Below are 19,349 nucleotides of genomic sequence, written 5' to 3'. Positions count from 1 at the left end.
TTAATCACAGTCAGGAGCGCAGCCGATGAATTTGCGCTATAAATTGTTCACAGCCTTTTTGGGTCTGATTATTATTCCGTTATTTATCCTTGGCATGATTATGTTCTTCGTAACTTATAATTCCATTGAGAAGAAATACAGCCAGCAGTCGGAGTATTCACTCAAAGCGATCAGCTACAGCATTTCCAATGTTTTCAAGGATATGAACAATGTAACGGACAACGGAATTGCCACCTCCGTTTTTCATATGGCGCTTAGTGCGGATGATCCCTCCAAGCAGGATTTGACCGATGCCGAACAGCTCAGTCTGAATGCCAGCCAGCGCAATTTCCGTAGCCTTCTCTATAACCATCCTTCGATCAGTTACGCCTTTCTGTACAATTTTAATGGAAAAGGCAGCTCAGAGATTGTCTCGGTCTTCACCAAAGAAAATTTCCGGACGCTACCCTATGACAAATTCAAAGGGAGTGCACTGTACCAGGAGGTTATGGAGCTAAACGGAGTGCCGAAATGGCTGGCCCCGCATGAGTATCCTGAACTGACCGGAACAGAAGCGGTATTTACGCAAATCCGGCTGATCAAAGAGCTGAGCTTCTTTCAGAATATCGGTATTCTTGTAGTACAGATCAAAAACTGGGAGTTCGAATCCATCTTCCGTAATTTGAAAATTGGCGGCAGTAACCAGAAGGTTTCGTTTATGCTTGTGAATGATGACGGAATGATACTGCTCGACCCGGACCGCAATCTGGACGGCCAGAGCTTAAGCTCTTTTACCACTAAGCATATTACCTATAAGCCAGGCTTTCAGAGCTTCAAAACACAATTTGGCGGAGAGAAGAGCATTCTGTCTGTTTATCATCTGAAGGACTATCCATGGAGCCTTGTTTCGGTGACCTCATGGGGTTCTTTATCCCGTGAAGTTACTGTATTTGCCCGCTGGTTTGTCGCTGTGATATTCCTGTGTTTTCTGGCGGCGGTCATTTTCAACCTGTTCTTCATGAACCGGATTACCGGCGGAATTGCTGTTATTGTCCGCTTTATGCGCCGGGTTGAGGATGGTGATCTCACGACACGGGTTGAGGAGAAGGGCAATGACGAGATGACGCTGCTGGCCAAAGGGATCAACGATCTGATGGACAAAATTAATATGCTGTTCAATCGCATTCAGGTGGAGCAGCGGCGGAAAAACCAGGCGGAAATGCGCGTCCTGCAGGCGCAGATTAAACCGCATTTTCTGTTTAATACACTGGAATCTATTAATGTGCTCGCCGTCCAGAACGAAGGAAGCAAAGTCAGTGAAATGGTCTACCGTCTGGCCAGCATTTTGCGAATCAGCATTCAGGACAGGGATGAAATCACCCTACAGGAGGAAGTCACCCATTTGCGAAATTACCTTGATATCCAAAAATTCCGCTTCGAGGATGTATTCGATTATGAGATCGATATTCCGGAGGAGCTTATGAAATGTGGGATTCTTAAGCTGACGCTGCAGCCGCTTGTGGAGAACAGCATCCAGCACGGGTTCGAGGGGATCGGCTATCATGGCCGGGTTAGCGTGAAGGGCTGGGAGGATCAGGGGAATCTAATTCTGAGAATAGAGGATAACGGAATCGGCATGACTTCCGCCCAGCTCTCTATGTTCCAGTACATGATCAATGATTCGGCGGAGCAGAGTACGGGCGGCCAGGCGGAACAGGTCATTCACCAGGAACGGAGAGGGCTTGGCGTACGGAGTGTAGCTGACAGGATCCGGATTGAATACGGCGACAGATACGGGATTTTCATTTGTGCCAGCCCCGGTGAGGGTACGATTATCCAATGCGTCATACCTAAATACGAGCAGGGGGAAGATCATTATGCTAAAAGTATTATTGGTTGACGATGAAGCCCCTATCCTTAACAATCTCAACAAAGTGCTGCCGTGGCAGGAGATGGGGATGGAAGTTGCAGGCATGGCGCGCAGCGGCATGGAGGCACTGAGGATTGCTGAGGAGGAAGCGCCGGATCTTGTGCTTTGTGATATCCGCATGCCGGTGATGGACGGACTGACGTTCATTGGCAAGCTGCGGGAAATGGGGCTGGAGAGTGAAGTGCTGCTGCTGAGCGGATATCAGGAATTCGATTACGCCAGAGAAGCCATCCGGCTTGGGGTGAAAGAGTATATCTGCAAGCCGATTCATTATGGAGAGCTTGGCAACAAGGTGCGTGAAATCGGTACGCAAATCCGCAACAGGCAGTATAAGGACAAATTGTACAACAGCATCCCGTTGTTTCAGGAGCTGCCTGCCGCAGAGGATTCGGCCAAAAAAACTCCGGATCAGCTGATGAATCTGGCGGCAAAAATAATTTCCGAACGGCTGAGCTATGATCTCGGCATAGAGGAGGTCGCGGGCAGGATCGGTATCAGCAGCAGCTATTTCTGCCTGTTGTTCAAGAACCGTTTTGCGATGACTTTCGTGGAATATGTTACCCAGCAGCGGATTGAAGCCGCCAAATTCATGCTTTCCAGCACGGACAAGAGCATTACGGCGATCAGCTCGGGTGTGGGGTATCAGGAGCGGCGTTATTTTACCAAGGTGTTTCAGAAGCAGACGGGAATGACGCCCAAAGAATACCGTGATCAGAAGAAGCGCCCGGAGAAGCAGTGAAACCTGTGTCCCGGACAATCAGATGGCAGATTTACTTAAATGCTAACTGGAGAAGACGATTAACCTTACTGTTTAAGGGGAATCGTCTTTGTTGTTTGAAGCGCATAGGCAAAAGTGTTTACTGAAATGGCAGTCAATGGTATGATCTAGGTTCTGTGAGATGGAGTTGGGTGGCTGCGGTACTTCTTAGCAGGTAACTGTAAGGTGAAGTAAAAAATGTATTTTCAAGTTATTTTTTATTTGCAGTGAATGAAACTTTTTGAGGTTCGATGCGTCTAATACTATGTTTTGTAAAATGGGCGTGGCAAAACATCACCTCCTGTTTTTTGAGGAGGATTATGTTATGCGGGGAATATAAGGATCAGAGAGATAAATTACTGCCTTATAGACTACAAATGGGAGCAGAAGGAGTCATACCATGAATTTGAAAAAACTAACATTAGTCGCTGCATTGGTTGTATCGCAAGCTGCAGCAGCCGTTCCGGCGTTTGCCGTACCGGTCAGTACCGCAGGGGTATCCAGCACTGTTTATGCAGCAGAAGCTGCTCAGGTGTCTGAGGTGACGCTTCAGCCGGAGGCTACCGATCCGCTGCCAAGTGAAGTTCCAGCCGGAACGGTTACACCAACAGCAACCCCGAATCCTACGGCAACAACAACCCCGGCGGTGACCCCGGCAGTGACCCCGGTTCCGTCGGAGCCTGCAGTTCCCGCTGCGACTGAAGGGATTAATACCCAGCCGGTAAACACAGTGACGGCCGTTTATGCAGCAACCTCCAATCAGCTTATACTTATGATGAACAGCAATAAAATGTACAAGAACGGCACCCCGTATCTGGCCAACCAGCCGATGGCTGTCAAATACGGAGTATCCTATGTCTCCATTCGCGCTATGGTGGAGATGGTGGGTGTGAGTTACACCTATGATTACAAAACTAAAGAAGTTATTGTTACCAAAGGCACCAGTGTGATGCGTTTCAAAACGGACAGCAAAATTTATACCGTAAACGGCAGCAAAGTGACGATGAAAGGTCCGGCTTACCAATATAAAGGAACATTTATGGTTCCTTTGACCTCCATTACCTACGCGCTCGGGATTCCATATACGGTTGATAACATAGGGAAACGTGTCATTCTGACACTAAACACGAAGCCGACAGCTACTTTTAGCGTTCAGCCAACGGAAATTTATGCAGGCCAGACCTTTGTAACTTATAAAACCACTAGTTCTTCTCCAAATGGAACACCCATTCTTGAAGAAATCTGGAGCGGTAATAAGCAGGATATGTATGATCAGCCCGGGTATTATACAGTGACTTACTCCGTCCGGGATGCAAACGGGGTGTTAAGTGACCCTTACTCTGTGACGATTAATGTGCTGCAGCCTAACCAGCCGCCGGTTGCTAACTTCACCACCGACAAAGAAGAGTACAAGATGGGTGAGCCGGTAACCCTTACTGATTTAAGCTATGATCCGGAAAATGAGGCACTGACCGCTGAGTGGACGAACCGCGCTTTGGCTTTCTTTAATCCAGGTCCGGTGTCGATTCAATTGAAAGTAACCGATAAGCACGGTTTGAGCAGCACTTTTGAGAAAACCATTAATATTACCAGCGAGCAATTATATACCCAGGACGAAGTAGCGAAGCTGTTTACAATTCCGGGAGACATTATTTCTATGGATGGCGGAATGATTCCTGGATTGACAAATGTGAATAATACCACTTCATCCGAGGATTATTTACTGATCCGCAGCAACAGCCCGGAGACTGTTAATACTGAAGGAATATTGTACCGTGAAACAGCGGTCGGCAAGACACGCTTCCTGGTTCATCATATGAACAATATGTCTACAAGACAGAAGCTGTATGTTATCGCGACCAACAACAATCTGTACCCGACAACCATTACAACGCAATATTCAGGGATTGCCGGTCCGGTTACTTCCCCGGAATATACCGGTAAAATCTCGATCCTGAAGTATTACACTTCCATGCTGACTAATGAAAAATACAGCACAGTGACGCTTCAGCCGGGCCAGAGCATGCCAATCCTGACGGATATCAATAAAGTGTCTATGAAGCCTGGCGAAGTACTGTCGCTTAGTGCCGATCTATTCAGTGACCTTACCGTTCAATACAATGTGGTGATGGTTGAAGAAAGTAAGGACCCCGTAGCTCTGCTGCCTACACTCCCGATTCTGGACCGTGACGGCGTGCACAACCGCGGAACTTACCCGAATTCCACACGGATCATTAATGTGAGCGATGTGGTCGGCACTACTCAAGCTAAGCTTGTGCTTGGTGATAACAAGAATGACTTGAATCTGATTGGTATGGATCCGATGACCGGAACCACAGCATCCAATGCCGGAAACTTCGGTGTGCTGTACAAAATCAGACTCGAACGCGTTGCACCAAACACACTAATTACGTTCAACCCGCGCGGAGGGAATTACCTTGGCTCCTTAATGGTGAATAATACTATTGTCAACCTGCCGAATAAGGGCAATTTGTCCAGCTCGGATATGAATGCTGTAGTCTACCGCTCCGGCAATTATGAAGGTCCGGTAGATATCGTATTCTCCGTGGCTTCCGGAAGCAACCTCCCGGTTAACTTTGTCTTCACGCCGCTTCCGGCATTGAAACAATAGCATTAAGCAATTAGCCAAGTATGTACAGTCCAGACCGGTTATGGCTTCCTAACGGAGCTTTAGCCGGTTTTTTTTATATATGCGGGTTAGCTGAGGTGCAGTAATTACAATTTACGGGCGAAAACAACGGAGGCACTTCATTGACGGGGCATTTGTTTTGGGGCATTATAAAGAGAGTGTAACACCAATGACTTATGTTATGGGAGATGAGCGAATGCTGTCGACAGAACAAATACTGGAAGCAATGTCGGGGCAGGGTCTGCGAATCACCGATCAGCGCAAAACGCTTGCCAAGTTATTCGGCGAGAATACGGGATATTTGTCGGCGAAGGATGTTTACGATCATATGGGGCGCAAGTACAGCGGACTCAGCTTCGATACGGTCTACCGCAATCTGCGTGTGATGGAGGAGCTCGGTGTGCTGGAGCAGGTGGTATTTGAAGAAGGCGTCAAGTTCAAGGCCAGCTGCAGTCAGGACCACCATCATCATCATATGATATGCCTTCAGTGTATGAAGACTTACCCGATCCATTTCTGCCCGATGAATTTAACGGATACCCCGGATCAGTTCCGGGTAGTCAAGCATAAATTTGAGGTGTTCGGTTATTGTAAGGAATGTGAAAGCAGCCGTGAGGAAGACTCAGCCGTAGCTGCTCATGGCAAAGAAGGCCGCTGATATGGCTAGCCTGCGCAGAACAGTTCAAGCTCCTATCCGGGTATACCGCAAGTTCATCTCACCGCTGAAGCCTGCGACCTGCCGGTTTTATCCGACATGCTCAGCATACGCGCTAGAGGCGATAGAGGTGCACGGCCCGGTGAAGGGCTCATGGCTTGCCGCAAAGCGGATTGCCAGATGCCATCCCTTCCATCCCGGAGGACTGGACCCGGTGCCGCCTCGGGAAGATCAGCCGCCTGGTGAGAGCTCTGCCCGCACGACTTGACAGGGCGGGTTATTTTTGGGTATATTTTGGAGAATAACAAGAATTCCGAGGAACGGATGAGTAGATCGGGTTGGCCATTACAGAGAGCCGGAAGTGCTGGGAACCGGTATGGTACACAGATTGAATATGGTCCGGGAGGAACTGTGTTCGAGCAGGAGCGGATAATACACCGGCTCTGGTAAGATAACAGCGTGTTCCAGCGTTAATGGACAGTTCCCTTCAGGGGAACTGGCGAAGCCTGTGCTCTGTGAAGAGCCGGGGAACTTTGGGTGGTATCGCGTGAGTATACTCTCGCCCCATATAGGGGCGGGAGTTTTTTGCGTTAATTAGTATTAAGAGATTTGTCATGACGAAAGGATGACCCCTACCAATGAGCGAGAAGAAAACATTTTATTTAACGACACCGATCTATTATCCAAGTGATAAGCTGCATATCGGGCATGCCTATTCGACGGTTGCCGGTGATGCAATGGCCCGTTACAAACGGCTGCGCGGCTATGAGGTCCGTTATTTGACCGGTACCGACGAGCATGGGCAGAAGATCGAAGAGAAGGCTGGCAAGGCCGGCAAGACGCCTCAGGAGTTTGTTGACGGGATTGTCGAGGGCATTAAAGATCTGTGGCGCAAGCTGGATATCTCCAATGATGACTTCATCCGTACAACCGAACCGCGCCATAAAAAAGTGGTGGCCGATATTTTTGACCGCCTGCTGAAGCAGGGAGATATCTACAAAGGGGAGTACGAGGGGTGGTACTGTATTTCGGACGAGACGTTCTATACCGAGACTCAGCTTGTGGATATCGAACGTGATGCGGACGGCAATATTACCGGAGGCAAAAGCCCGGATAGCGGCCATCCCGTTGAACTGGTCAAGGAAGAAAGTTATTTCTTCCGGATGAGCAAATATGCTGACCGGCTGATCCAGTTCTATGAGGAGAATCCGGAGTTTATATTGCCGGAATCACGCAAGAACGAAATGATCAACAACTTTATCAAGCCGGGCCTCGAGGACCTTGCGGTTTCGCGTACAACGTTTGACTGGGGCGTAAAGGTAAAAGGCGATGATAAGCATGTGGTCTATGTATGGATAGATGCGCTCACCAACTATATTACAGCTCTGGGATATGGTTCCGAGGACCGCAGCTTATATGATAAGTTCTGGCCTGCGGATGTGCATATCGTCGGCAAGGAAATTGTCCGCTTCCATACCATTTATTGGCCGATCATTTTGATGGCGCTGGGTGAGCCGCTGCCGAAGAAGGTATTTGCCCACGGCTGGCTGCTGATGAAAGACGGAAAAATGTCCAAATCGAAAGGCAATGTCGTTGACCCGGTAACACTGATCGACCGCTATGGTCTGGACGCGCTGCGCTACTACCTGCTGCGTGAGGTTCCGTTCGGTTCGGACGGCACATTTACACCGGAAAGCTTCGTAGACCGGATCAACTACGACCTCGCCAATGATCTCGGGAACCTGTTGAACCGCACTGGAGCTATGGTCGAGAAATACTTCGGCGGCGAGCTTCCGGGTTATGCAGGCCAGGTTACTGCTTTTGACGGGGAGCTGGAAGCGGCAGCGCAAAGTACCTATGTCAAGGTGGAAGAAGCCATGGAAAAGATGGAGTTCTCCGTGGCGCTTGCAGCGATTGGAGCTTTCATCAGCCGGACGAATAAATATATCGATGAAACCCAGCCGTGGGTGCTCGCTAAGGATGAGAGCAGAGCTGGCGAGCTGGGATCGGTAATGAGACATCTCGTAGAGGGACTGCGGACAGCCTCAATCCTACTGCAGCCGTTCCTTACCGGCACACCGGCCAAAATCTGGGAGCAGCTTGGCATTCAGCCGGGGGAACTGACTACTTGGGACAGCGGCAAAACCTTTGGCCTGATTCCAGCCGGAACTAGGCTGGCCAAGGGAGACCCTATCTTCCCGCGGCTTGACGTTGCTGTGGAAGTGGCCTACATCGCAGAGGCGATGGGCGCTAGCAAGCCGGCAGCCGCCGAGCCGGAAGCTGTAACGGCAACTGCAGCTCCTGTTCCCGCCGAATCGGAGCCGGAGGAAGAGCACAAAGAAGAAATCGGCATCGACGATTTCGCCAAAGCCGAGCTGCGCGTGGCCCAGGTTATCGCAGCAGAGCCCGTTAAGAAGGCAGATAAGCTGCTGAAGCTGCAGCTGGATCTGGGATATGAGCAGCGGCAGGTCGTTTCCGGGATTGCCAAGTTCTATACACCAGAAGAACTGGTAGGACGCAAAGTTATCTGCATTGTCAACCTGAAGCCGGTGAAGCTGCGCGGAGAGCTGTCGCAAGGCATGATACTGGCGGCCTCCAAAGGCGACCAGCTGACGATCGCTACGGTTCCGGACAGTATGCCAAACGGAGCTATTGTTAAGTAAACATGAATCAATAGGACGATAAGAACGCCAGCATGCCGGGAACGGTTGCAGGCGTTCTTTTTCATCCTGCCGTTCAGGGAGAGTTCGGTGTTGACTTATCGTAACGATTACTATTATAATTCTCATAGTAAAATTTACGATTTAAGGAGTCGATAGTTACTATGTCTTTCAAAGGTTTGCACAGAGGACTGCTGATTGCACTTGCCCTGCCGGTTCTGTTGATGCTCGCAGCCTGCGGCACTAAAAGCAGCGGGAGTATTGTCGAGGGAAAAGTAAACGTGGTCACAACTTTTTATCCCATATATGAATTTGCCGGTGAAATTGGCGGCGAAGATGTGAATGCGATCAATCTATTGCCGGTTGGGGTGGAGCCCCATGACTGGACACCGCGCAGCCAGGACATTATCAATACCTCCAAGGCACAGTTATTCCTGTACAATGGAGCTGGCCTTGAGGGCTGGGTGCCGAATTTCCTGAAAAGTCTGGAAAGCGACAGTAAAACCAAGGCTGTTGAAGTCAGCCAGGGCGTGGATTATATCATGACTGATGAAGAAGACGGACATGATCACGGTAAAGCTGAAGAAGCGGAGAATCATGCGGCGGAAGGCAGCAGTGACAGTCTGCATACGGATCCCCACACCTGGGTAAGTCCAAAATCGGCACTGATCATGGCGGAAAATATTAAAGAGAGCCTGATTGCAGTTGATCCGGAGCATAAAGCAGGCTATGAGGAGCGTTATAATAAGCTCGCTGAGCGTCTGCAGGCATTGGACAGCAAATTCGAGACAGAGCTTGCCAAGATGCCGAATAAAGAGATCGTTGTCTCCCATCAGGCTTTTTCTTATCTGGCACGCGACTATGGCCTGACCCAGCATGCCATCATGGGCTTGTCGCCGGATTCGGAGCCGCGCGGTCAGGATCTGGTGAACCTGGCTGCACTCGTGAAAGAGGAGGGCATCCGGTATATCTTTTTCGAAGAATTAGTCTCCGATAAGCTGGCCAAAACACTGGCAGGCGAAGCGGGTGTAAAGACGATGGTACTGAATCCGGTAGAGGGACTGACCGAAGCGCAGGAGAAGAACGGGGATAATTATTTCACTTTGATGGAGAAAAATTTGCAAAATCTGATTCTGGCTTTACAATAAAAAGGAAAGTATAAGGGAAAGGCGGTACAACACATGCAATCGGTATCCCTGGACTGCCATCAGCATATGATTGAAATACAGGATTTGTCCTTCTCCTACGGAGAGCAGAAGGTAATTTCCGGTCTGAATTACACGGTGAAGGAACGTGATTTTCTTGGGATTATCGGTTCAAATGGAGCCGGCAAAACCACATTGATGAAGATGATCGTCGGCCTGCTGCCCCCAACCGGCGGTGACATCAAATTGTTCGGGCAGTCGGTGCGCAAATTTAAGGATTGGGAACGGATCGGCTATGTTCCGCAGAAAAATGCCTTTAATCCGCTGTTCCCGGCCACGGTCCGTGAAGTCGTGTTGTCCGGGCTGTATAATAATAAAAACCTGATCCGCCGGGTATCCAAGGCTCAGCACCGCCAGTGCGAGGACGCGCTGGAAGTTATGCGGATTCAGGATATCGCCGAGAAAAGAGTTGGCCAGCTGTCCGGCGGCCAGCAGCAGCGTGTATTCCTGGCCCGTGCACTGATCAACCATCCGGATCTGCTCATTTTGGACGAGCCTACGGTGGGGATTGATGCGGAGACGCAGGCGGGATTTTTTGATCTTATCTTCCATATGCATGCCCACCACCACATGACCTTCCTGATGGTATCGCATGACATTGACATGATCAAAAGCTATCTGGGCAACGAGCCCGTGCAGAGTAACGGCAAAATCAACTTCTACTGCCGCCACTCCCACGAGGCCCAGGATTGCGTGGTAGAGAACCTGCAGCATACGCTGACGTGAAGCGATGGGATCTGCGATCTGAGGATAGCCACTAGCACTAAACTAAAAATGTTAGGATTACTGTGTACGAATAACTGTATTCTCTGCAATTAAAACTAATTATCAAGCTCTAGAGTAACATTTATTGCACTTTGTACACTTATATCTGCAGAGAATTGCCCAAACCGTTCTTTTTTGCAAAAATAGCTGCACAGAATGCATTTATTCTGTTAGAAATAACATTTCTGCCAGTTTTAATTGTATGAAGTACACTTATTGCCCGTCGCTCTCTATTCTATACCTAGGCACTAAACACATCCAAGGTTAAGCGTGTCCCTGTAAGGGACGAAAGCGATCCTTCCTCGCAATATCTAGTTACCTGTATGCGAACCTCATACGCCAGTTGCACTTAGCGGGTGTCCAGAGGGCAGAGCCCTTGGAGCCCTCCCTTGGAAGGAAGGGTTTGGGAGGGATCGAAATTTTTTATACAAAAATCTTAAAATGCAATTCAATTTCAGAGGAGATATTATCTTGGAAATCCTATTCAGTGACTTTTTTCAGCGGGCGCTTGCGGGCGGGCTGATGATCGGGATCACGGCGCCGCTTATAGGCGTTTTTCTTGTCTTAAGACGTTTGTCCATGATTGGGGATACGCTGGCACATGTAACCATTGCCGGGGTGGCGCTGGGCTTTTTGACCGGATTCTATCCGCTTGGAGCAGGTCTGATCTTTGCAGTGATAGCTTCTTTTGCCATTGAAAAGCTGCGGAAAGCTTACAAAAGCTACGCCGAACTGTCAATCGCTATTATTATGTCAGGCGGTGTGGCGCTTGCCTCGCTGTTCTTTACCTTGGGCAAAGGGTATAATGCGGATGTAATGAGCTATCTGTTCGGAAGTATCTACACGCTTGACAATACGGATCTGGTTGTAGTGGGGATAGTGACTATTGCAGTTGTTGTTACCGTTACGCTTTTCTTCAAAGAATTTTTCCTGCTGAGCTTTGAGGAGGATGCGGCAAGTGTCAGCGGACTGCCTGTAAAGCTGCTCAATATGCTGATTACAGTACTGACGGCACTGGTCATCAGCACTGCAATCAAAATTGTCGGTTCCCTGCTCGTATCTGCACTGCTGACCATTCCGGTAGCTATCAGTCTGCTGCTGTCACGCAGCTTTAAGTCATCGGTGGTGCTGTCCGTGATTATCGCGGAAATCGCCGTTGTCGGCGGTCTGGTTGTGGCTGGAGTATGGAATCTCGCACCCGGAGCGACAATCGTCCTCCTGCTTATCGCAATGCTCACCCTGACCCTGATCGGTAAAAAGGGGCTGCCTGCCTAATTGATCAAGCACCTGCGGGAATTGCAATACATAAAGTGACCCGGAATCCGAAAGGAGAGCTGCCGCTTTGTCCAATCTGAATGCAGGAATCGCTTTTGCCGCTGGAGTGGCGTCGTTTATTTCCCCTTGCTGCCTGCCTCTCTATCCTTCGTATTTATCGTATATTACCGGATTGTCGGTCCAGCAGATAAAAAACGGCAGCGACAGCAAAGAGGTCCGTTTCCGGACCCTTTCGCATACGCTGGCCTTTATTTTGGGTTTTTCGGCAGTGTTCTATACGCTCGGCTTCGGTGCCGGGCTGTTCGGGCAATTTTTCAACGGCCAGCGGGATTTGATCCGCCAGCTGTCGGCGATTCTGATCATCGTCATGGGGCTGTTCCTGCTTGGTATATTCCAGCCGCAGTTTCTGCTGCGCGAGCGTAAGCTGGATCTGAAATGGAAGCCGGCAGGGTATGCCGGGTCCTTCATATTCGGCATCGGCTTCTCTGCAGGCTGGTCACCGTGTATCGGGCCCATTCTGACAGCGATTATCGCGCTCTCGGCCAGTGATCCAACCACATGGTTCACCATGATCACAGCTTATAGCATCGGGTTCGCGCTGCCATTTTTTGCACTGGCCTTTTTCATCGGAAGTGCCCGGCGCATTCTTAAATATTCGAATGCTCTGATGAAGGTTGGCGGTGCGCTGATGATTTTTATGGGCTTACTGCTGTTCACGGATCAAATGTTCCGGATTACAATCTGGCTCCAGGGAGTGACGCCGGACTGGCTGAAGTTCTAACTGCTTTAGGTGAAATAATCTATGCCCGCTTCCGGGAAATGTTCAAAGATCCGCTCTGTGATGAATTCACGCAGGGCGGTTTGCTGTTCATCGGGATAGACATATTTATTCTGCCCCCAGCGGCCCCATTTCTTTTTTCGCTTCTCGATGTCCATCTCGAGCTTGGATTTCGGATAACGTTTCTCGATGACGGCTTTGGCGGTCTTGGTGAACCGGTGCTGAATCATCTCGAAGGTCAGGCCTTTACCAGCGTCCGGCGGTAATGTCTCTGCCAGCTTGGACAGCAGCTCCGCGTAGCCCTCCTCCCAGCCGTCATGCCAGATTATCGGCGCGATAATGAAGCCGAGCGGGTAACCGGCACGGGCAACCTTTCCGGCAGCCTCAATCCGTTCCTCAAAGCGGGAAGTGGCGGGTTCAAAGTTTTTGATTACGTAATCGGCATTGATGCTGAAGCGGATCCGCGTATGACCGTTATGATTAAGCTTCAGCAGCGGGTCTACATGCTGGTATTTGGTAACAAACCGCAGCCGGCCTAGCGGCTCAGCGGCCATGAAAGTAATCAGTTCTGACAGTGAACCAGTAATATGCTCAAGCCCCAGGGGATCAGAGGTACATGCGGCTTCAAAGGTTGTGATTTCGGGAGCACGCTCATCAATATATTTTTTGGCGGCGTCCAGGATATCACCTGTATTTACATATACTCTTATATAAGGCTTCGCGCCAAGTGTGGTCTGCAGGTAACAATAATGGCAGTGGCCCATACAGCCGGTGGCAATGGGTATGGCGTAATCGGCTGAAGGTTTGGACTGGTCAAAAGCCAGGGTCTTTCGAAGACCGACTACAAGTGTCCGTTTGGCAATTTTGTATTGCTCCACTTCCGTTTCACCGGGCAGATTCGTAATCCGGTTATGCGACGTGGTCATCCGGAAGGGGATGTTACGGGCTTTGACCCATTCCATAATCTGCTCCCCTTTGGGGTAATTCAGCGCATCCGGCTCAAAAAAAACAAGCTCAGGGATGAACAAACCGGTGGGCTTTCTTTGTTTTTTTACGGCAGGGCGTTCAGGTGCTGCGATCGTCATGGATTCACGCTCCTTTGGATGGTCATACCGATATTGTGCCTTTCTCCGGGCTGCTGAAACCATGGTAAACATCGCTAACGGTGGCGTTTCAGCGCCGGAGGACTTGCCAAGGAGCGGCAGAAACATGTATCATTGTTAGAGCAAGGTTGGCCCCGTGCCACGCTCATTATAGAAAAGAGGTAAACTTGAATGCCAACACCCAGCATGGAGGATTATTTGGAGCGCATATACAAGCTCATCGACGAGAAGGGTTATGCGCGGGTCTCGGATATTGCCGAGGGATTAGAAGTACACCCCTCATCTGTGACCAAGATGATCCAAAAACTGGATAAGGACGAATATCTCATCTATGAGAAATATCGTGGGCTTGTCCTAACGAGCAAAGGTAAAAAAGTGGGAAAACGGCTTGTTGACCGGCATCAGCTGCTGGAGGAGTTTCTTGGCCTGATCGGAGTACAGCAGGAGCATATTTATAAGGATGTCGAAGGTATTGAGCATCATTTGAGCTGGGATTCCATTACGCGGATTGAAACGCTGGTGGAGTATTTCCGCCGCGATGAAGAACGCGTGAAGACCTTATATGATATCCACCATGAACTGGTCAGCGATTCATAAAGAAGACTGTTTCTGTATCGTTTACCGCAACCTTTCCAGTTTTTTTACGTCAAAACGGATAACGTCCTTTAATGAAGTCCGTTTTTAAAGAAACGGCCGTCTCCCTTATTCAAGGACGAGAAGGCCGTTTCTTTTTTTGTTTTAAAGCCATATTAATTTTTTACAACTGGGAGGAATTATGAATTACCGTAAATGGATGTTGGGAGTATTGGTGTTGATGTTATGCCTGCCGGTGTGGTCAACAGGCGCACGGGCGGCGGCAGCGGTGCAGATTACAATTGAACTCGATGGAGAGACACTGGATACGGACGTGCCGCCGTACATTACGGTCTCTAATGTAACGATGGTACCGGTCGGCGTAGTCAGCAAAGGACTCGGTGCGGCGGTAGAATGGAACCAGAGCAGTAAGACAGTGACAATCAGCAAGGAGGATACCGTGCTCAAGCTGACCAGCGGCAAGAAGACGGCTCTGGTTAATGAGGCTTCTGTCAGCCTGGATACCTCCGTGCAAATCAAGCAGGGCCGGGTGATGGTGCCGCTGCGGTTTGTGAGCGAACAGCTGGGGCTGCAGGTGGTGTGGAATCAGGCGGCCAAGCATATCGCATTGTATTCAAATGCAGAGATCACTGCTCCGGCGGGTCCTACGGTACCAGCAGTACCCACGGTGCCCGCACCGACAGTACCAGTGCCGACAGTGCCGTCCGTGCCATCTATCCCTGGTGTGAAGTCGGGGAAGGAGATGAAGGGGGCATGGGTCTCCACCGTATTCAATCTGGATTGGCCTCAGGCGGCCTCGGTGAATAATCCCGCGAAGCAGAAGCAGGAATTCGATACATTGCTGGACAAGCTTAAGGCGACCGGATTCAATGCTGTTTTTGTACAGGTGCGTCCGTCGGGTGACAGCCTCTACGCCTCGCAGCTGGTTCCCTGGTCCAAGGTGCTGACAGGTACTCAGGGAAAAGCCCCTGGTTATGATCCGCTGGAATACATGGTCAGCTCGGCGCATCAGCGGGGTATGCAGATTCATGCCTGGTTTAACCCGTTCCGGGCAACTACGGACACCGGCGCAGCAACACTTGCCGGGCTGGCCGCGAATCATGTGACTAAGCTTCATCCAGAATGGATCGTCCAGGCAGACAGCAAGCTGTACATAAATCCCGGCATTCCGGAAGCGCGCCAGCACATTATAGATACCGTGATGGAGGTTGTGCGCGGGTACGACATCGATGGCATACATTTGGATGACTATTTCTACCCTTCCGGCGTAGCCTTTGCTGATGATGATGCATTCAAAGCGTATAATTCGAAAGCCATTGTGAGCAAGGCGGATTGGCGTCGGGACAATATAAATGAATTTATCCGCCAGCTGGGCCAGGAGATTCACACTGCCAAGCCTACGCTCTCCTATGGAGTCAGTCCGTTCGGTGTCTGGCGCAATAAGAAAGCTGACAGTTCGGGATCGGATACCACTGCGGGTGTTTCCGCTTATGACAACATGTATGCGGATACCCGCACCTGGATTCAGAACGGATGGATTGACTATATTGCCCCGCAAATATACTGGAGTCTATCCTTCTCTGCCGCCCGTTATGACAAGCTGGTGGACTGGTGGGTGAATGAAGTTAAGGGAACAGGTGTTAAACTCTACATCGGTCAGGCAACCTATAAAGTAGGCGACACCAAACAGAGTGCTGAGTGGCAGAGCGGTGAACAGATCATCAACCAGCTGAAATATAATGAGAATTATGATGAAGTTGCCGGTAGTATTATGTTCCGGGCTAACGATATTGTCGTCCGTGATCCGTATGGGCTATCTGGCTTGTTGACATTTTATTTTAAATCCTAAGACAGATTTCAGACCCTAATTTAAAGAAGTCATTAAAGCTCCCCCGTGCTCATAGATAAGCATAAGATCTATGGAACGGGGGATTGTCGTATATGGAGATTAACGCAGTATTTGAAGGCGGGGGTGTAAAAGGAGTAGCGCTTGCCGGAGCAGTGGAAGCTACAGAACGGGCTGGGGGCATCTTCAAAAAAGTGGCCGGAACCTCCTCCGGCTCCATTATCGCCTCTCTCCTGGCCGCAGGCTATGACGGGGAGACCATGAGCCGGATTATTAGACAGACCTCTTTTATCACTTTTTTAAAGCGGGGTATGCTGTACAATACTGCTATCGTTGGGCCTGCACTGCGTGTAATGATTAAGAAAGGGTTGTATTCCGGAGAGGCGCTAGAGGCGTGGATCCGCGGCATTTTACGGGATAAAGGCATTGTTACATTCAGCGATCTGCCGCCCGGTAAGCTGTCCATCATTGCGTCGGATATCACGAATGGGAGAATCATTGTACTGCCAGACGACCTGAAGGACTACGGGATATCTCCTGGCGGATTTGAGGTCGCTAAGGCGGTACGGATGAGCTGCAGTATTCCGTATTTCTTCGATCCGGTGATGCTGCGTCTAAACGGGCAGGCGGCGAAGGGCAAAACCTTTATGGAACAGTTTATTTATGTAGTGGACGGCGGCCTGCTGAGTAATTTTCCGCTATGGCTGTTCGATGAGAAGGAGGGCTTTAGAAGTCCGGAGCGCAGGACGCCTACGGTCGGTTACCAGCTGATCGGGAAGACGGAGCCGCAGGCGCACCGGATTACCGGTCCGTTCAGCATGCTGCAGGCGATGGTGGGCACGATGCTGTCTGCGCATGACGAGCGTTATATTGAGACGGAAAAGTTCGTGCGTACCGTCAAAATCCCGACGCTCGGCGTATCCACGACACAGTTTCGTATCTCACCGGAGCAGAGTGATGAGCTGTATACTGCAGGAATGAAGGCGGGGGAAGAGTTCTTTAAGCATTGGCGGCCGCATAAACCAAGCTTTAAACCTTAGGCTACAGGCTCTAACTCTCATGAAAAAGAGCATCCCGTAGGATTGCTGACGCAACATCGGGATGCTCTGATAAACTCTAAATTATACTTCGGTAACAGCGGTTAATGATATTTGGGAAGATGTTCATCATTTTTTCCCTTGCTGCCTTCAATGACTTGAAACGGGTAGGTTTTGCGTTTGCCTGGAGCAGCTTGAGTCTTGCGGACCCCTGCAACTTTGGCCATGGTTTTCTGGGACGGCTTTACTTTGGGTCTCGATCTGCCTGGACCATTGGGCGTCTTCAGAGTTAACCGGTAAGCATAGATCAGAAGGGCGCAAAGAAGCAGAGTAGGAAGCAGCGTCCAAAACAGCCAGCCCAGGCCATAGTCCATAATCCCCGTAACTAATCCAAGTACAGCGAGCGAAACTGCAATCCAAAAAATCAAAGCATGCCTGATCATAGGCCACTCATCCTTTCGCAGGATCCAATATGCCGCCTGACACACTTTCCTCCGCATATCCTCTTGCCTCAATCGCGGCATCAAGCTCCCGCATCCGGTTGAACGAAGCGATCGATACTTCCACCATATCGTCTTTAGGTTCCTTCGTTGTAAGCAGCTGGAGCCACAGTCCCGGATACCCCAAATATTTCAGGCCCGGAATATCCCGTACGGCGTTGGTTCCTTTCAGAACCTCAAAAGAAACACCGATGACAACCGGCAGGAGAATAATCCGCTGAAGAATACGCTCCGTAAGGCTGCTCCAAGGGACAACCGAGTAGATTACCACGCCGAGAATGATGGTTAGCATCATAAAGCTGCTGCCGCAGCGGTAATGCAGACGGCTATACTTCTGTACGTTCTCAACAGTTAATTCTTCGCCGGCTTCAAAGGCGCTGATCACCTTATGCTCGGCTCCGTGATACTGGAACAGACGTTTAATCACAGGGGTCTGTGAAATGGCTGTCAGATAGACTAACAGCAGAATCAGTTTAATGCCGCCTTCTACGAGGTTGTGCAGAATGTAGTTATCAAATGCATCTTTGAAAAGGAAATTCTCCACAAAGACAGGCACCAGCGTGAAAATGAGCTTACCGAACAGAAATGACAATATCCCCATAACGGCGACGCCAAAAATCATGCCAAGGCTCCAGCCTTCTTCCTTCTTCTTGGTCTTTTCTTTCTGCTTCGCCAGCTCTTCCGGCTCTGTCTCATCCTCGGCATAGGATTCAGCCGAATAATTGAGGTGCTTGGAGCCTTTGGCGCTTGCATCTATAATACTGACAATGCCGCGAAGCAGAGGAATCCTGCGCAATTTGATGACCCAGCTCTTATCGCTCTTCGGCACCTCCAAAAATGTAATTTCCTGATTCTTCCGCCGTACGGCTGTTACGTTGATATGCTTGCCGCCGAACATGACGCCTTCGATAACGGCTTGGCCGCCGTAACTGGGAGTTTCCTGGGACAACCAATTCACCTTCCCGCATATTAATATGATTTATATAATCCATTGTAACTAATTTATGCTTACATTGCTAGTTGGATTGCCTTTTCCTGTGCATACTAGCATATAGAGATCCGAGAAGCGCACCGCACACCATTTACCTGAAAGTGAGGCCATAAAATGAATAAAGCAGGCAAGAGAGAATCAGAACATACGAACCAGTTGTTTTTTGCGGTTGAACTGGGGATATTTGCCGGATTGATCTGGGGAGGTATCCGCTGGCTAATCTATACACTGCATTTCACCAAGGTGATCCCGGGTTTTTTGGCAGAGCCCTTTTTTAAGCATGAGTTCTTAATCAAACCTGCCGGGCATCTGCTCGGATATTTGTTTTATATCGCGTTTTCTGTAATTGCATCACTGATCTATGTACTGATCTTCCGCAAGCTGAAGGGGCCTTGGCCGGGCATGATTTACGGCATGCTCTGGTGGGCGGGAATCTTCCTAGCCGGCTCATGGATGTTCCTGCTGCAGCCCATGTTCAAGCTGCCATGGAACTCTGTTGTCAGTGAGTTTTGCATCTCTTTACTCTGGGGTTTATTCATCGGTTACACAGCGGCAATTGAGTATACCGATGAACGAAAACGCGAACAGCGGACAAAGCTTGCCTGAACGCCCGAAAAAACTTCT

At 49.7% G+C, this 19,349-nt stretch carries 17 protein-coding genes; 14 read left to right on the top strand and 3 right to left on the bottom strand.

What is annotated here, in order from left to right:
• Positions 1 to 25 precede the first annotated feature (25 nt).
• From JRJ22_RS20550 to JRJ22_RS20505, 10 genes are all read left to right on the top strand, one after another.
• Positions 26 to 1,879 (top strand): cache domain-containing sensor histidine kinase, encoded by a 1,854-nt coding sequence (locus JRJ22_RS20550; RefSeq protein WP_206101267.1) that lies wholly within the window; start codon positions 26 to 28, stop codon positions 1,877 to 1,879.
• Complete coding sequence (locus JRJ22_RS20545) at positions 1,857 to 2,648, top strand: response regulator transcription factor (RefSeq protein ID WP_206101266.1); 792 nt, start codon at positions 1,857 to 1,859, stop codon at positions 2,646 to 2,648. Before JRJ22_RS20550 ends, JRJ22_RS20545 begins: the two co-directional genes overlap by 23 nt.
• 418 nt (positions 2,649 to 3,066) lie before the next feature.
• Positions 3,067 to 5,298, top strand: a complete 2,232-nt coding sequence (locus JRJ22_RS20540; RefSeq protein WP_206101265.1) for a stalk domain-containing protein — start codon at positions 3,067 to 3,069, stop codon at positions 5,296 to 5,298.
• Positions 5,299 to 5,512: 214 nt separating this feature from the next.
• Complete coding sequence (locus tag JRJ22_RS20535; RefSeq protein ID WP_206105226.1) at positions 5,513 to 5,974, top strand: Fur family transcriptional regulator; 462 nt, start codon at positions 5,513 to 5,515, stop codon at positions 5,972 to 5,974.
• Position 5,975: 1 nt separating this feature from the next.
• On the top strand, positions 5,976 to 6,239 hold the full coding sequence (gene yidD / locus JRJ22_RS20530) for a membrane protein insertion efficiency factor YidD (RefSeq protein ID WP_206105225.1): 264 nt from the start codon (positions 5,976 to 5,978) through the stop codon (positions 6,237 to 6,239).
• A gap of 370 nt (positions 6,240 to 6,609) precedes the next feature.
• Positions 6,610 to 8,634 (top strand): methionine--tRNA ligase, encoded by a 2,025-nt coding sequence (metG, locus tag JRJ22_RS20525; protein WP_206101264.1) that lies wholly within the window; start codon positions 6,610 to 6,612, stop codon positions 8,632 to 8,634.
• A 161-nt stretch (positions 8,635 to 8,795) separates the two neighbouring features.
• Positions 8,796 to 9,779 carry a metal ABC transporter substrate-binding protein gene (locus tag JRJ22_RS20520; protein WP_206101263.1) on the top strand — a complete coding sequence of 328 codons (984 nt, stop codon included), beginning with the start codon at positions 8,796 to 8,798 and terminating at the stop codon, positions 9,777 to 9,779.
• Positions 9,780 to 9,812: 33 nt separating this feature from the next.
• On the top strand, positions 9,813 to 10,562 hold the full coding sequence (locus JRJ22_RS20515; RefSeq protein WP_054941513.1) for a metal ABC transporter ATP-binding protein: 750 nt from the start codon (positions 9,813 to 9,815) through the stop codon (positions 10,560 to 10,562).
• Positions 10,563 to 11,072: 510 nt separating this feature from the next.
• Positions 11,073 to 11,876: a metal ABC transporter permease gene (locus JRJ22_RS20510; RefSeq protein ID WP_206101262.1), complete on the top strand. Its 804-nt coding sequence runs from the start codon at positions 11,073 to 11,075 to the stop codon at positions 11,874 to 11,876.
• A gap of 67 nt (positions 11,877 to 11,943) precedes the next feature.
• Entirely contained in the window at positions 11,944 to 12,657 is a 714-nt protein-coding gene (locus JRJ22_RS20505; protein WP_206101261.1) for a cytochrome c biogenesis CcdA family protein, read from the top strand.
• A 5-nt stretch (positions 12,658 to 12,662) separates the two neighbouring features.
• On the opposite strand, the gene splB is transcribed toward JRJ22_RS20505, so the two are convergent.
• Positions 12,663 to 13,739, bottom strand: coding sequence for a spore photoproduct lyase (gene splB / locus JRJ22_RS20500; protein WP_206105224.1), 1,077 nt, complete (start codon positions 13,737 to 13,739; stop codon positions 12,663 to 12,665).
• Between the two features lie 189 nt (positions 13,740 to 13,928).
• On the opposite strand from splB, the gene mntR reads away from it, so the two are divergent.
• The 3 genes from mntR to JRJ22_RS20485 all read left to right on the top strand — a co-directional run bounded on the left by mntR (position 13,929) and on the right by JRJ22_RS20485 (position 17,237).
• A complete protein-coding gene (gene mntR / locus JRJ22_RS20495; protein ID WP_054941509.1) occupies positions 13,929 to 14,354 on the top strand; it encodes a transcriptional regulator MntR in 426 nt (141 codons plus the stop codon).
• 178 nt (positions 14,355 to 14,532) lie between these two features.
• Entirely contained in the window at positions 14,533 to 16,200 is a 1,668-nt protein-coding gene (locus JRJ22_RS20490; protein ID WP_206101260.1) for a family 10 glycosylhydrolase, read from the top strand.
• A 92-nt stretch (positions 16,201 to 16,292) separates the two neighbouring features.
• Positions 16,293 to 17,237, top strand: coding sequence for a patatin-like phospholipase family protein (locus JRJ22_RS20485; protein ID WP_206101259.1), 945 nt, complete (start codon positions 16,293 to 16,295; stop codon positions 17,235 to 17,237).
• 101 nt (positions 17,238 to 17,338) lie between these two features.
• Here the strand turns inward: JRJ22_RS20485 and JRJ22_RS20480 are convergent, their stop codons facing one another.
• Both JRJ22_RS20480 and JRJ22_RS20475 read right to left on the bottom strand, forming a co-directional pair.
• On the bottom strand, positions 17,339 to 17,677 hold the full coding sequence (locus JRJ22_RS20480; RefSeq protein ID WP_206101258.1) for a hypothetical protein: 339 nt from the start codon (positions 17,675 to 17,677) through the stop codon (positions 17,339 to 17,341).
• Between the two features lie 7 nt (positions 17,678 to 17,684).
• A complete protein-coding gene (locus JRJ22_RS20475; protein WP_408637907.1) occupies positions 17,685 to 18,632 on the bottom strand; it encodes a DUF1385 domain-containing protein in 948 nt (315 codons plus the stop codon).
• 207 nt (positions 18,633 to 18,839) lie between these two features.
• On the opposite strand from JRJ22_RS20475, the gene JRJ22_RS20470 reads away from it, so the two are divergent.
• Complete coding sequence (locus JRJ22_RS20470; RefSeq protein ID WP_206101256.1) at positions 18,840 to 19,331, top strand: YqhR family membrane protein; 492 nt, start codon at positions 18,840 to 18,842, stop codon at positions 19,329 to 19,331.
• The last annotated feature ends 18 nt before the right edge of the window (positions 19,332 to 19,349 follow it).

The sequence above is a fragment of the Paenibacillus tianjinensis genome (assembly GCF_017086365.1).
Classification (GTDB): Bacteria; Bacillota; Bacilli; order Paenibacillales; family Paenibacillaceae; genus Paenibacillus_AQ; species Paenibacillus_AQ tianjinensis.
The sequence above is the reverse complement of the archived record's forward strand: the minus strand, read 5'-3'. Positions and strand labels throughout refer to the sequence as shown.